The sequence below is a fragment of the Tenuifilum thalassicum genome (assembly GCF_013265555.1).
In the GTDB taxonomy this organism is placed as follows: domain Bacteria; phylum Bacteroidota; class Bacteroidia; order Bacteroidales; family Tenuifilaceae; genus Tenuifilum; species Tenuifilum thalassicum.
The window spans coordinates 1,690,175-1,703,848 of record NZ_CP041345.1; the positions used below are offsets into that span (position 1 = coordinate 1,690,175).

Genomic DNA, 13,674 nt, shown 5'->3' on the forward strand with positions numbered 1-13,674 from the left:
AAAATAGCAATAAAAAAATGTTTTGTAAAACATATTGAAAAAACTCGATTATTTAATTTGAATTTGTAACTTGTGTTGAAAATTGAACAACAAATTTGAATTTAACCAACTAAAAATAAAACCAATATGGGTAAGGTAAATATTAAACTCGAGCGTCTTGGCGAAATGTTCCCAGAAAGTTGGAACGAAGAACAACGTGCCAAAGGGAAAACACTATTTCTAAAACACCTAAGTGAGAATGCTCATCGCCACTATGGTGGTAAGATTCAAACCGTACCCAAAGCGCCAGTACCTGGATTTAACTGGTTTAACGTATGGTACACTCCTGGTGTGTCGAAGGTTTCAACAACCATAAGAGATAACAACGATGCTTCATTTGAGCTCACAAATAGGGGTAACCTAGTTGCTGTTGTAAGCGATTCTACTCGCGTATTAGGCGATGGCGACTGTACCCCTCCTGGTGGATTGGGAGTGATGGAAGGAAAAGCCTTTCTGATGAAATACCTAGGTGGAGTTGATGCTGTTGCTCTTTGTGTTGATAGTAAAGGTAAAGATGGGAAAAACGATCCCGATAAAATTATCGAGTTTGTGAAGATGTGCCAACACAGCTTTGGGGCTGTAAACCTTGAGGACATTTCTCAACCCAACTGCTACAAGGTTCTTGATGTTCTTAGGGAAGAATGCGTAATACCCGTTTGGCACGATGATGCCCAAGGCACTGCATGTGTTACACTAGCGGGCTTACTAAATGCATTAAAACTTACCCAAAAGAAGCTAAGCGATGTTCGTATTGTTTTTTATGGTGCAGGAGCATCAAACACAACCATAGCTCGCCTTATAATTGCCGATGGTGGCGACCCAAAGAAAATGGTAATGTTTGACTCAAAGGGAGCCCTTCATAAAAACAGAGAGGATATTAAAGCCGATTCCCGTTTTTACCGCAAATGGGAGATATGCGAGCAAACCAACCCCGACTGCATAGAGACCATGGAGGAGGCCATGAAAGGTGCCGACGTGCTGATATCTCTCTCAAAACCTGGTCCCGATACCATTAAACAAGAATGGATAAGGCTAATGGCTAGCAAAGCCATAGTTTTTACCTGTGCTAACCCCGTTCCTGAGATTTACCCTTATGCTGCAAAAGAAGCAGGTGCATATATTGTGGCAACAGGACGTGGCGATTTTCCTAACCAGGTTAACAACTCTCTAGGCTTCCCTGGAATACTAAAAGGTGCGCTTCTTGTAAGAGCATCAAAAATTACCGATAACATGGCCATAGCTGCGGCACACTCACTGGCAAACTACGCGGAAAAGCGAGGTATTGACCCCGATAATATTGTTCCAACCATGGACGAGGCTGATGTATTCCCCGTTGAGGCAGCCGATGTGGCAGTTCAGGCTGTAAAGGATGGCGTGGCTCGTAAACCTATGACCTGGGACGAAGCATACGAAATTGCCAAAAGGGACATTGAGTATTCTCGCACTATGGTTAAATCGCTCCATGAAAATGGCTTTATTACCGACCCACCAGCAGAGATGCTTGAAGAAGCCCTTGAATGGACCATTAAGCAGATTGAAGGAAAATAATGATGAAGGATAAAGGTTAAAGGATTAAGGGTAAAGGATTAAGGATTAAGGATAAAGGGTAAAGGATTTCTTGTCCTACATTGTTTAAATAAAGCAATTATCTATTCTTATTTGTTGGTATAAAAGAGATTATTTTATGATAGGATAATGTATTGCTAAACAGGTTCGGCTTTGTTTCAAATATTAGTTGGCATGGCCGAACCCTGTTTTGAAGGATGTAGCATCGGTTTGAAATTTTTTCGGCATAAATCATATGTGTTTCACACTTAGCATACAGGTTGAAAAACATCGACTTGAGAAGGTATTAAATGCCAAGTTCAGCGTTGATTATCGCTTTGAACCATTCTACTTTGTTTCTGCATTCGATTTTCCTACAATTCCAGTTTTATCCTCCCAAAAACCAGACATTTTTACGCCCATGACCTGGGGCTTGATACCACATTGGATTAAAAGCTCATATGAAGCACAATCAATTAAGAGCAAAACACTTAATGCTCGATTTGAAAGTATTCTTGAAAAGCCATCGTTCAAACATTCGGCTAAAAACAACCGGTGTATTATTCCTGCAACTGGATTTTTTGAGTGGCAGCATATTGGCAGTAAAAAGATTCCATGGTTTATAGCACCCCAAAAAGGCGAAATAATGCAACTTGCAGGAATTTATAGCACATGGACTAACCACGAAACAGGAGAAAATACAGATACATTTAGCATTATAACAGTCCCTGCAAACCCTTTGCTTGAGAAGATACACAATACCAAAAAAAGAATGCCTGCAATACTAAAACCAGAGCTAGCCAAAGCATGGCTTGATTCAAATTTAAAAACAAACAACTATTCAGAAATTTTAAAACCAATTGAACAGGAATACCTTAATGCCTACACCGTTTCACCAATTGTCTCAAATCCAAAAAATAACAGGAATACTCCCGATGTATTAAAGCCCTACTCCTACCCAGAACAGCAATCGCTATTTTGAACATCACCTCAATCAAATTGTTATTTTGGTGATTAAAACAAACAACATTTAAAAATATGATATTTCCTGAGCCTTTAATACATGGTAGACTAGTAAAACGTTACAAACGATTTTTAGCTGATATTATTCTTGATGACGGACAACAGGTTACAGCTCATTGCACAAACTCAGGATCAATGAAAAGTTGTTTGGAGGATAATGCCGAAGTCTACATAAGCCGCAGTCCCAACCCAAACCGTAAGCTCCCATATACCTGGGAGATGATAAAAATAAATGGCGATTGGGTTGGAATTAATACATCGCATCCAAATAAAATCGCCTTTGATATATTACAATCCCAATGGATAAAAGTGTTACCTGCATTTCAGCATCTCAAAAGAGAAGTAAAATACGACGATAGCCGTTTTGACGTTTATGGTGAGAGTAATGGCCAAAAGTGGTTTTTTGAAGTAAAAAACGTAACCTTAAAGGATGGCAATACTGCGCGATTCCCAGATGCAGTAACAACACGTGGACAAAAGCATCTTCAAACTCTTGTTAAGGCTAAATCAAACGGTTACCAAGTTGCAATGATTTACATAATTCAACGAACCGACGTTGAAGCATTTGCACCTGCATGGGACATCGATCCTGTATACTCAAACGAACTTGTAAAAGCAATTAATGCAGGGGTAAACATTTTCCCCATTCAGGTTAAGGTTACCCCTACAAGCATTGAACCAATAAAGATTTTACACCTAGATCTTTAAAATTCTTCATTAAACAACTTGTTTTTGGATGTGTCGCTTAAGACTTTTTTAATATCCTCGTCCATAAAAAATTGTTCATACTTTATTCGCTCTTTATAATGCTGCACTTCTTGTTTAGCCCTACTAAGCTGGTCACTATCGTTGGCATAAGTTAACGTTGCAATACTATCGTATTTACTAACAATTTCATCAGCTGAAATATAATCCTTTTGATTCAATTTACACTGCAACAATTTACTCAAGCAATCAAGCTCTTTCTTTTTGTTCAGCTCCATTGCCTTGAGGTAATTTTTTTCAGCTAAATCGTATTTACTTCTCATTTTGAATACATCACCTAAACTCTCGTAGAATGTTGCAATTAAATCGTTAGGTGGGTAAAGGTTTTTAATAGTCCTTTCCAAAATATTAACTGCTAAATCACTCTCCCCAATATTGGTTAAGGTTTTTGCATAAACAAAGTTTAGAAGGTAATCGGAGCTATCTAATGAATAGGCCTTTTTAAGAACACTTTCAGCATCAAAGAAATAACCTTGGGCATGTAATGCCATTCCATAATATTTAAGTGTAAAGAAGGAAGAATCACCTAAAGCTGTAATTTGAGTAAAGGTTTTTAATGAGCTGCTATAATTCTTCATGTCGGACTCTAGCTTGCCTTTAAGCATTAGTAATGGTAAATAGGTGGAATCTTTTTGATAGGTTTCAAGCACCATTTCGTAAACAATTGAAGCTGGCACGTTACTAATCGTTAGCATTCTATAGTATTTTGTTGCAACTTCAATATCGTTTGGATTTAGATTATTGGCATTATAATATGCAGTTGTTGCTTCAATGTTTAATTTCATCTTTTTATACTGATCACCTAATAGGTCCCAATACTTTGCATTGGTAGAATCTAGACCAACCAATGTTTTAAATTGTTGAAGGGCTTGATTATCATAAAGGCTTTTTTTGAGGAGTAATGCGTAATTCAACCTAAGCTGTTGATTTGTTGAATCAACCGAAAGAATCATCTTATACATTTCAATAGCCTTTGTTGGAATACCTGCATTCTCATAGCATCGTGCTAACCCCTTTAAGGCCCATAAACTATCAGCGCTATAAAGATTTTGATAACAGGTGATTGCGCTATCGTAAAGCTTTAGCCCTTCAAAAGCCATGGCTTTTAGCTGCAGAAGTTCTGTGTTCTGTTCCTGTTTATTGATTTGCTCTATTACCTCGGAATAACGGCCAAATGCAAAATTTGTTAGAATTTCGTTATTCGCTTGACCAAATAGTAATGTTGAAAAAATTACTAATAGGAAAAAAGTTGCTAATCGTTTCATTTTTAAATAATTTAGTTTTACAATTATTATTGTTACAATAAACGTGAATATAGTTAAATTTATTACTCCAACCATGAAACATTTTATATTTTTTTTAACTGGAATCGTGTTGCTATTTGGCAAATTAAGTGCACAAAATGCTAGATACGACTCGACTCTTGCTAAAAGACTTTCTGCCGACGATTATGGAATGCGGATATACACTTTTGTTCTGCTAAAATCTGGAAAAGTAAATAACCTTTCGAAAGAATTAACCGACAGCATTTTTCGCGGTCACATGGATAATATAAACCAGCTCGAAAAGGAAGGTCAACTTATTATTGCAGGACCGTTTGGAAAAAACGAATACGGTTATCGTGGACTCTTCGTAATTAACGAAACAGATATAAGTAAAGTAAAAGAGATGCTAAATGCCGATCCCGCGATTAGTTCTGGTGTACTCGATGCTGAAATAATTAACTGGTATGGTTCAGCAGCAATCCCAATTTACTTAGATTTTCACAGTAAGATATGGAAGGAAATGCCATAAGGAGATTTAAAAGTTATTCTTTAAGAGGCACTTAAAGGATATGTTTATTCTTTTTATTCGTTTTTTTACATATATATAAAACTTAACCTAACTTTAATTGTTTTAATGAAGCAAAAAGTTGAATGGTCAATGCTATAACTTTAATCATCGTAAAATGAAAAAAGCCATTATCTTATTAATGTTGGTATTGCTTTTCCACCTATCGGAATCACAGGTGTTACATACCGAGAGTTTTGCAGTTATACTTGATACAAGCAAAACGATAAAAGGAAGTTTTACTCCAGATTTCAAGTTTCAAAACCTTAAGAAAGATCTTCTTGAATTTGAAAACACAACCGATATCACATTTAAATTTAAAGGGAATGCTATTACTATAGCCAATAAGATAGAACTTTCTAAATATGGCAAAGAGACACTACTGAGTGGAGGTTTTCTATACATGGAATATCGAAGGATAATAGAAAAAAGGCGACTTGTTTTGGAACCTTATGCCCAAATGCATTGGTCCGATCCTCGTGGCCTGGAGTTGAAGTATGCTTCTGGTTTCAATTTTCGATACCGACTCTATTATAAAAACCTTATTGGAATGTACATTGGCTCAGGTCCTTTTTATGAGTTTGAACGATGGAATTACGATGGTGTTCCTGACGAGTTGTTACCACCAAATCCACAAAAGATTGAAAAACAAGATTTTAAGATAGGAAGTTATATTAGTTTCAAATGGAAAACTCCAATAAATTTAGATATTGACATTAGCCTTTACCATCAGAGTAAGCTAAATGAATTTTTCTATACACCTAGACTTGCTAGCAGCTCAAGTATAAAATATAATTTTACCGATCATTTAGGTCTTATAGTTCAATATCAAACTATATATGATTATGCACCTGTTGTTCCAATAGATAAACTTTTCAATGTGTTGTCAACTACTATTGAAGTTTCATTTTAATTAGAAAAAATTGCGTAAAATGAAAATTTATCATATAATTGCAATATGAATATGAACAAAAACATATGGTGGTGGCATAAATTAATCCGAACAAAAGGGGATTAGTTTGGCCATTGCTTTTATAATATTTAAGCCGTAGGAAATCCCCTACGGCTTTTGTTTTTTAAATATGCATTACTATGAAAGTTCTATTTAGGAAGTTTAATCAAAAATCGGTTTTTGCTCCATGGTGGTGGCGGGGGGTCCCCGCTGAAAACAGTAAGAATTTAGTCCGTACACCTTGCGGACATTTTCATCAATTTTAAAAAATCATTCAAATTATTTTTTCATCAACGTTTAAAAGTAAAAGTTAATACCATGGAAACCATAACAAACATAAGAGAACGCGAGATTGTCAGGCCAAACGAAAGCATGTTAAAGTATAATGGACGTTACGGAGAGTATGGTGGTGCATATATACCTGATGTTTTGGCAAAGCCATTGGAAAAACTTGCATCAGAGTTCGAAAAACTTGCTAGAACATCTACTTTCCAACATGAGTTAATCTACCTGTTAAAACAGTACGTTGGGAGGCCATCGCCACTGTATAGGGCAAGCCGACTATCGGAGTATATTGGTTCAACCATCTACCTGAAACGAGAGGACCTAAACCATACCGGAGCACATAAAATAAACAACACAATAGGTCAGGTCCTGGTTGCCAAGCATATGGGTGCTAAGGAGATAATAGCAGAAACTGGAGCCGGCCAGCATGGAGTAGCAACAGCCACTGCCGCAGCACTCATGGGAATACCTTGCAAGGTGTTTATGGGCGCTAAGGATGCCGAGCGTCAGGCGCTGAATGTAAGGCGAATGAAATTGCTGGGTGCCGAGGTTATCACCACAACCATGGGAACGGCAACGTTAAAGGACGCTGTTGATGCGGCATTAATGTACTATGTAGATCATCCCGATTCGTTTTACTTGCTAGGCTCACAGGTGGGACCACACCCCTACCCTAAAATGGTTGGATATTTTCAAAGCGTAATAGGAAACGAGGCTCGAGAACAAATCCTTGATCAGGAAGGACGCCTACCCAATTCAATATTTGCTTGCGCAGGAGGAGGCTCTAACGCCATAGGCCTATTCTCAGGATTTTTAGAAGATGCAGAGGTAGAGATTTTTGGAGCAGAAGGAGGAGGCTTAGGTAAGCCTGGTTATACCGCAGCAACGCTATCGTATGGAAAACCAGGAGTTTTCCAGGGGACTTACTCCTACTGCCTGGTCGATGAAAATGGCAACCCTTGTGAATCGCATTCAGTGGCTGCAGGATTAGATTACCCTGGCATTAGTCCACAGCACGCCTATCTTAAAGATACGGGGCGCGCTAAATACTTCCCTGTTTCCGATGATGAGGCTTTAAAAGCATTTGAGCTGCTATCGCAACTGGAAGGAATCATTCCTGCAATTGAATCGAGTCATGCGGTTGCACTCGCTGCCAAACTGCTTAAAAATAAAAAACAGCTTGCCATTGTTAACCTATCGGGTCGTGGCGACAAGGATGTTGAAAGAGAATTTTAGGTTGAGGATTGGAATAATTGCTGTTTTGGGGAGTGTCGGTATGGCACTCCCTCTTTATTTTTACTTGCTACAATTAATTTTTTGCACGAAATTTGAATTCATAAATCAATTCTTTCCGGGTGGTAATACGGATTACTAGTAAATAACTTATGTGTAAATAAAAATTAAAGCTTAATGATGAGAAAGATTATACTGGTTCTGCTGCTTCAACTTGGGCTTACAGTTTCAGCACAAGATGCTATTAAAGTTGAAAATGCCACAGGCAGGCAAATAATTGCAGGAAGTACAAGCGAGGAAGAAGCACGAGTTAAGGCAATCGCACAAGCCAAAGTCGATGCCCTTCGCAAGGCAGGAGTTGCCGAACATATCCAATCGTATGAAATGCTATATAAGAGCGAGGTTAACAATAAGTTTGACGAGGTATTCATGAGCGATATGCTTTCTGAAATAAGAGGAGCGGTAAGAAAATATGAGATAGTAAAAATTGATAAGGGCATTGACGAATTTCAAAACTTTTACGTAGAGGCAACCATTAAAGCCGAGGTAATTCTATACAACAAAGGCAAAGACCCTGCGTTCCAGGTTAGTATCGATGGAATTAAACAGGGATATCAGAGTGGTGAAAAAATGAAGTATTCGGTTACACCGACTCAAGATTGCTATCTCAACATTTTCAACCTTTACGAGAATAATGCCTCGCTTATTTACCCTAACCAGTATGAGAAAAGTAGATTGTTTAAGGCAGGTGAAACGGTAACTTTTCCGTTAAGCGACCTAATTGATGGTTATACCCTTGAAAAAAGTACTAGTGAACCTGAAAAGAACAAGCTCGTATTTGTTTTTACAAAAGAGGATATCCCATATATCAACTTCAAGCTGAATCAGGAAGGGGATCAAATCACCTCGTTTGAGGATATTTCGGCTTGGCTATTCAGCATATCGCCCGACAGAAGAGTAAACTATTTTGTTCAGTTTGTTATTTACTAGCTAGCTCAATAAACCAAAACGGTTTTACCCCATCACCCTTAGAGTTGGGATATTCTACCTTTATTTTTTCACCCAAATCAAACTTAACTGGTTTGGTAAAAATTGGGCCATCAAACACAAAGCTGTGAAATTCGCCATTTTCTCCACAGACATCAACATTATCTGGAAGGTTGGTGATAAACATTGAGGAGTAATGTTTCCCTACAAAAGAACTATCAAGCAATTCACCATCAACACAGGTTACAATAGATTTAAACTGGTTTGCCAAGAACTCCTTTGCAATGTCGGTCGATTTTGTTCCCCAAAGTGGAAAGATTGGCTTTAACCCTATTTTAGCCAGCTGTTTCTCTCTATATCTTTTAATATCTTCAAGAAAAATATCGCCAAACACAACACCTTCAACCCCGGATTCTTTCATGGAAACCATAAAATCGCCCATTATTCTCTCATAATCGTCCATGGTACAGTTATCGGGGAGTGTTATAACATGAAGAGGAATACCAATTGACTCCGCTTGCTTTTTAAGTAGTTTTAGCGAAACACCATGCATCGATATACGCTGAGTGGTTTGATTTATTGTTGTAACCAAACCAGCAACGTTCAAGCTATTGCCACTCAGGCATCGATATAAAGCAAGAGCGGAGTCTTTACCCCCGCTCCAGCTCATAATACATTTCATCTTACTCATTAGTTGAAAATTACACCATTAGGGCCAATACCAACTTCAACCTCTTTCTTAGGACCAGTAAAATCGCTTGCATATACTTTTAAAACGCCTGCTCCAGTGAAGCTAGGTGCTTCGAGGCAATAGATATCGCCATTGTTAGGATTTACATTAAATCCGTAGTACGAACCTAAAATTGAAGGTTGTTCAGGAATTGAGGTAGCATTAATTGAAATGCTAAAGATACCATTAAAACCGTATCCGCCTCCAAAGTAAATAGTTTGTTTATCAGGGCTAATATCAATATGCGAAGGATGCTTACTATCAAATAATGCGATAGTCTTTTCCACCTCTTTGGTATTAGGATTAATCACAACCAACGATGATGGTTTGCTTCCAACTATATTCCAGTTGGCATCATAAATGGTAGTACCAGAGCAAATTGCCCAAATCTTACCATTTGCATCGGTAACCATCTCTTTTGGACAAAAACCAACATATAGAGTATCCTCAACCTTATTAGTGCTTGGGTTGATTACAAAAATGGTGGAATCTGTTCCAAAACCACCGCTATTAGCAACCCAAATACGGCCAGCTGCGTAAATTATACCTTCGGCTCCTGAACCAACAGGTATAGAGTCTACTTTGGTTAAGGTAGATGTGTTATACACCATTACAGCCCCATTTTGTCCCCAACCATTCCATTGGGAAATATAGATATTATCATCGGCTACAGCAGCATAGCGAGGATTATTTAGGTTCTCAATTACACCTGCTTGCATAAAGTCGGCGCTATTAACCACTTCAACCTTGCCAGAATTGTTAACAACAAGGTAGATTTTACCCTTTGACTTAATCGCACTTTGTAAAACATCACCTAATGGGCGACTGTTAACGCTTTTAAAAACACCATTAACAGTTGAATCGGTGTTATAGCTTACCCAGCTAACCGATGCGTTTGAACTCCCAAAAGCACCCTCGTTTAAAACAAATGCACCTTTTTCAAACCTTCCTGGTTCCGAGTCGTCGTTATCGCACGACACCAATCCAAATGCTGAAAAAGCGAATAATGCAGCTAATAAAATTACGTTTCTTTTCATGATACTTAGTTTTTAATTGATTACTATCTAGTTGATTTTGATTGAATTTCGACATTAAGCCTAACAAAATAGTTCCTTAAAGGCATAGCATAGTTACGCATGAGCTGATATTGCTCATTCCACACATTATTAATGCCCACGCTAATGCTTGCCTTACTACCTGCTAATGAAAAGTTATATGCTAGTACAGCATCACCTAAATTATAGTATGGTAGCTTGTTCTGGTCATCGGTATAACGTTCCGATGCAAATGAATGCGTGTATAGAATGCTAAACCCATTATAAGACAACGAAAACGATCCCCCCACCCGATGACGCGGAACATATATCATAGGTTTTCCATCGTAATCGCCTATATCGTATACTTTTGAATTTGTATAGGTGTAACTTAAATCGGAAATCACTTTAATTCGTCGACTCCCAATATTAAACCTCAGAAAACCTTCAATCCCATTTGATTTTCCATGGTTAAAGTTATCGGGCTTCCAGCGCCCATTATCGTTAGCATCGGGAAGCCAAACAATCCAATCGTTTAGCTCTGTTATGTAATATGTAACCGATAAGGATAATCTTCCAGCAGGTAATGACACAATAAAATCAGCGCCTCCATCGGCATTCCAACCATGTTCAGGTTTTAAATCGGGGTTTCCAGATGCAAATGTAGTTGTAGCCCAGTACAAATCATTTAGTGTAGGCAGGCGATAGCTGGTTGCAGCCGATGCTTTTAGCCTCATCCATTTGAAAACCTCTAACTCAACCCCACCCGAGGCGACAACTGGAATAAAATCACCATCAACAAGCTCATCGCGAACTGATGTTGCAACGGTAACCCTGCTGTCAAAAAAACGGTTAACCATAGAAGCGTATGCAGAAATACGATTTCTAACAGCATTCTTGATATAGCTGTCTGATTTGGCCATATCGATTGTATGCCCAACACCCGCAACAATTTCGCTTTTTGAAAAGACCTCTTTCTTTAACTCAATCTCATTTATAAGCTGTTTACTTCTGTTATTGCTATAAATATTACTTGTAGAATCTTCGTACCTATTTTTGGCATTCACGTATGCATTCTTAAATCTGACAGAAAATTTGCTTAGCTCAGAAACGAGGTTCGATGAAAGAGCATAATTATTATCAACCTGATTAGCATGAGAGGCCTGATAGCTACTCATAAGTGTTTGCACATTCTTATCGTTACTAGTTAGCCAACCTGAAAAATTCCATAGACTATTTTGACCAATTCGAACCGATACATCGGCCATTAGTCCATGAAGTTTGGCTTGAGCATTAGATATTCGTTCGCGGGGATTTCCAAACTTATAGGTATTAATAAACTCAAAATCGTTATCGGCCCATGTTCCATTGTACTTTAGCGAGAGGGCTAAGTTTTGGGTTCCGTACTTTCCACTTGCAACTACACCTCGAGTATGGCCATCGCCATAAATAGTTCCTACTTCTATTCCATTAGGTTGTTGAAGCAAGCTCTTACTTTCCAGAATAACAATCCCAGAGATAGCGCCACTACCATAAATAGTGCCATTACCCCCGTGTTGCACCTTTATACTATTGAAAAGCATTGTTGGCAGTTGCGAAAGGTTGACACCTCCATTCATAGGACTTTGCAAGTTTATTCCATTCCACACTACTGCAGTATGAACCGAACTCCCCCCCCTCAGGGCAATGGATGATAGCCCACCAACCCCATAGGTACGAATACTAGCACCAGACGACTGAAGCAATTCGGAAAGGTTTCGACCTTCGAAGGTTTTAAGTTTCAGTGAGTCAACCTTAAAACTATTAGTACCAATAGTATGCGATTGCCTATAGGTAGAATATATAGCCACCTCATCAACCCTAATGGTATCGTCGATACTCATTTGGGCCTGAACGATAGCAGGGAATAAAATAGCTCCAACAATACAACCTTTTACAAAACGCATTGCTACAAATGATTAATTCATTTTTTAATCATTCGCAGCGCTCGGACTAAGGGAAAATAGAACGGAAAAATAGATGTTCTATTCTTCGCTTTTCACCCGAAAGCTACGAAAAAAACTATGCGTTTGGCAGGTCTTCTGGCTTGCTCAACCTTTTACAGCCTTCCCATCAGGCAAATCCTAACAGTGGCAGAGGGTGTAAAAGGCATTTCAATGAGCTTACAGCTGCGGGGACAGCCCCGGAATTGCACCGGGTTCCCTTTTAAGCCCTAATGGGCACCAAATCGCTGCAATATTAGCACTAAAAGTTGAGTTGTGCAAGAAAGGAAACCGTAAATTCAACAAGCAAATGCGACACAATTAAAGAACTCTGTTTTTGGAGTACTAAAATGCAAAGTCTTCCTTGGTCTTCTGTTTATTTTATGTTGTACCTGTTTCACAAAATCTGAATCAAAGGTATCAAAATTTGATTTTTTAGGGATGTACTGTCTTATTAATTTATTAGAGTACTCACTTAATCCCCTTTCCCAAGAAGAATATGGATGAGCGAAGTAAAAGTCAGCCTTCAATTTTTTCGCTATTTTTTCATGTCTGGCAAATTCGGAACCGTTATCACTGGTTATTGATTTTACGCTGTTCTTATAGGGCAGTAGCATTCTAATTACGGTATTAGCAAGTCCATCTGCATCTTTACCATCCTCCAATTTCCTTATTAAAATCATTGATGTTTTTCTTTCAACTAAAGTTACCATTGCTCCTTTATTATTCCTCCCAACAATTAGGTCAATCTCCCAATCACCAAAACGCTCCTTGTTGTTTATTACAGCAGGCCTATCGTCAATGGAAACCTTGTTTCTTATAACCACATGCTTCCCTCCAACAGGGCGATTGCGGTGTTTTAGCTTATGCCGCATATGCTTATGCAGCTCTCCTCCGGCCTGTTTATCTGCCCTTATGTACTGGTATATTCTTTCATGAGATACCATTTCAATTCCATTTCTATCACAATGTCCCTTTATTTGCTCTGGCGACCACTGCTCTTCTTTTATCCAATTGTCTATCTTTACTTGCATGCTTGTATCAAACCTGCGATTCTGACAGAAACGCTCTTTCCTCTCTTCCGCTAACTCGTTAGCAGAATCAGGATTATAAGCACCTCGCTTGCTACTATTGCGACTTATTTCACGATAAATAGTGCTCTTGTGAACTTTTAAAGCCCTGGCTATTTCACTTTTTGTTTTCCCGCAATCCAAATACGCTTTTAATGCGTATCTTTGCTCCAATGTCAAATGCTTCATCCGTATTTTT

12 protein-coding genes and 1 riboswitch are annotated in these 13,674 nt (G+C 38.4%); of the genes, 7 read left to right on the plus strand and 5 right to left on the minus strand.

The genetic code is table 11. The features are described from left to right. The first annotated feature begins 126 nt into the window (after positions 1 to 126). The 3 genes from FHG85_RS07080 to sfsA all read left to right on the plus strand — a co-directional run bounded on the left by FHG85_RS07080 (position 127) and on the right by sfsA (position 3,315). Positions 127 to 1,587, plus strand: a complete 1,461-nt coding sequence (locus FHG85_RS07080; protein ID WP_173074383.1) for an NAD(P)-dependent malic enzyme — start codon at positions 127 to 129, stop codon at positions 1,585 to 1,587. A gap of 253 nt (positions 1,588 to 1,840) precedes the next feature. After that, positions 1,841 to 2,566, plus strand: coding sequence for an SOS response-associated peptidase (locus FHG85_RS07085; RefSeq protein WP_173074385.1), 726 nt, complete (start codon positions 1,841 to 1,843; stop codon positions 2,564 to 2,566). Between the two features lie 56 nt (positions 2,567 to 2,622). Continuing rightward, positions 2,623 to 3,315, plus strand: coding sequence for a DNA/RNA nuclease SfsA (gene sfsA / locus FHG85_RS07090; protein ID WP_173074388.1), 693 nt, complete (start codon positions 2,623 to 2,625; stop codon positions 3,313 to 3,315). On the opposite strand, the gene FHG85_RS07095 is transcribed toward sfsA, so the two are convergent. Then, positions 3,312 to 4,637: a tetratricopeptide repeat protein gene (locus FHG85_RS07095; RefSeq protein ID WP_173074390.1), complete on the minus strand. Its 1,326-nt coding sequence runs from the start codon at positions 4,635 to 4,637 to the stop codon at positions 3,312 to 3,314. The two genes, sfsA and FHG85_RS07095, sit on opposite strands and share 4 nt — an antisense overlap. A gap of 73 nt (positions 4,638 to 4,710) precedes the next feature. Between FHG85_RS07095 and FHG85_RS07100 the strand changes: the two genes are divergently transcribed. The 4 genes from FHG85_RS07100 (at position 4,711) to FHG85_RS07115 (ending at position 8,662) form a co-directional block, all read left to right on the plus strand. Then, positions 4,711 to 5,166 carry a YciI family protein gene (locus tag FHG85_RS07100; protein ID WP_173074392.1) on the plus strand — a complete coding sequence of 152 codons (456 nt, stop codon included), beginning with the start codon at positions 4,711 to 4,713 and terminating at the stop codon, positions 5,164 to 5,166. A gap of 154 nt (positions 5,167 to 5,320) precedes the next feature. Further along, positions 5,321 to 6,115, plus strand: coding sequence for a DUF481 domain-containing protein (locus FHG85_RS07105; RefSeq protein WP_173074394.1), 795 nt, complete (start codon positions 5,321 to 5,323; stop codon positions 6,113 to 6,115). Between the two features lie 411 nt (positions 6,116 to 6,526). Beyond that, the gene (trpB, locus tag FHG85_RS07110) at positions 6,527 to 7,675 is read left to right on the plus strand and encodes a tryptophan synthase subunit beta (protein ID WP_220429267.1); all 1,149 of its coding nucleotides are present in this window, start codon (positions 6,527 to 6,529) and stop codon (positions 7,673 to 7,675) included. Between the two features lie 174 nt (positions 7,676 to 7,849). Further along, entirely contained in the window at positions 7,850 to 8,662 is an 813-nt protein-coding gene (locus FHG85_RS07115; RefSeq protein ID WP_173074398.1) for a DUF4384 domain-containing protein, read from the plus strand. Here FHG85_RS07115 and FHG85_RS07120 read toward each other — a convergent pair. The 4 genes from FHG85_RS07120 to FHG85_RS07135 all read right to left on the minus strand — a co-directional run bounded on the left by FHG85_RS07120 (position 8,652) and on the right by FHG85_RS07135 (position 13,664). Beyond that, positions 8,652 to 9,350 (minus strand): Dph6-related ATP pyrophosphatase, encoded by a 699-nt coding sequence (locus FHG85_RS07120; protein WP_173074400.1) that lies wholly within the window; start codon positions 9,348 to 9,350, stop codon positions 8,652 to 8,654. The two genes, FHG85_RS07115 and FHG85_RS07120, sit on opposite strands and share 11 nt — an antisense overlap. Further along, entirely contained in the window at positions 9,350 to 10,426 is a 1,077-nt protein-coding gene (locus FHG85_RS07125) for a YncE family protein (RefSeq protein WP_173074402.1), read from the minus strand. Before FHG85_RS07125 ends, FHG85_RS07120 begins: the two co-directional genes overlap by 1 nt. Positions 10,427 to 10,449: 23 nt before the next feature. Continuing rightward, a complete protein-coding gene (locus tag FHG85_RS07130) occupies positions 10,450 to 12,369 on the minus strand; it encodes a TonB-dependent receptor plug domain-containing protein (RefSeq protein WP_173074404.1) in 1,920 nt (639 codons plus the stop codon). A 108-nt stretch (positions 12,370 to 12,477) separates the two neighbouring features. Continuing rightward, a riboswitch (cobalamin riboswitch) is annotated at positions 12,478 to 12,665 on the minus strand. A gap of 39 nt (positions 12,666 to 12,704) precedes the next feature. Beyond that, positions 12,705 to 13,664, minus strand: a complete 960-nt coding sequence (locus FHG85_RS07135; protein ID WP_173074406.1) for an IS30 family transposase — start codon at positions 13,662 to 13,664, stop codon at positions 12,705 to 12,707. Positions 13,665 to 13,674 lie beyond the last annotated feature (10 nt).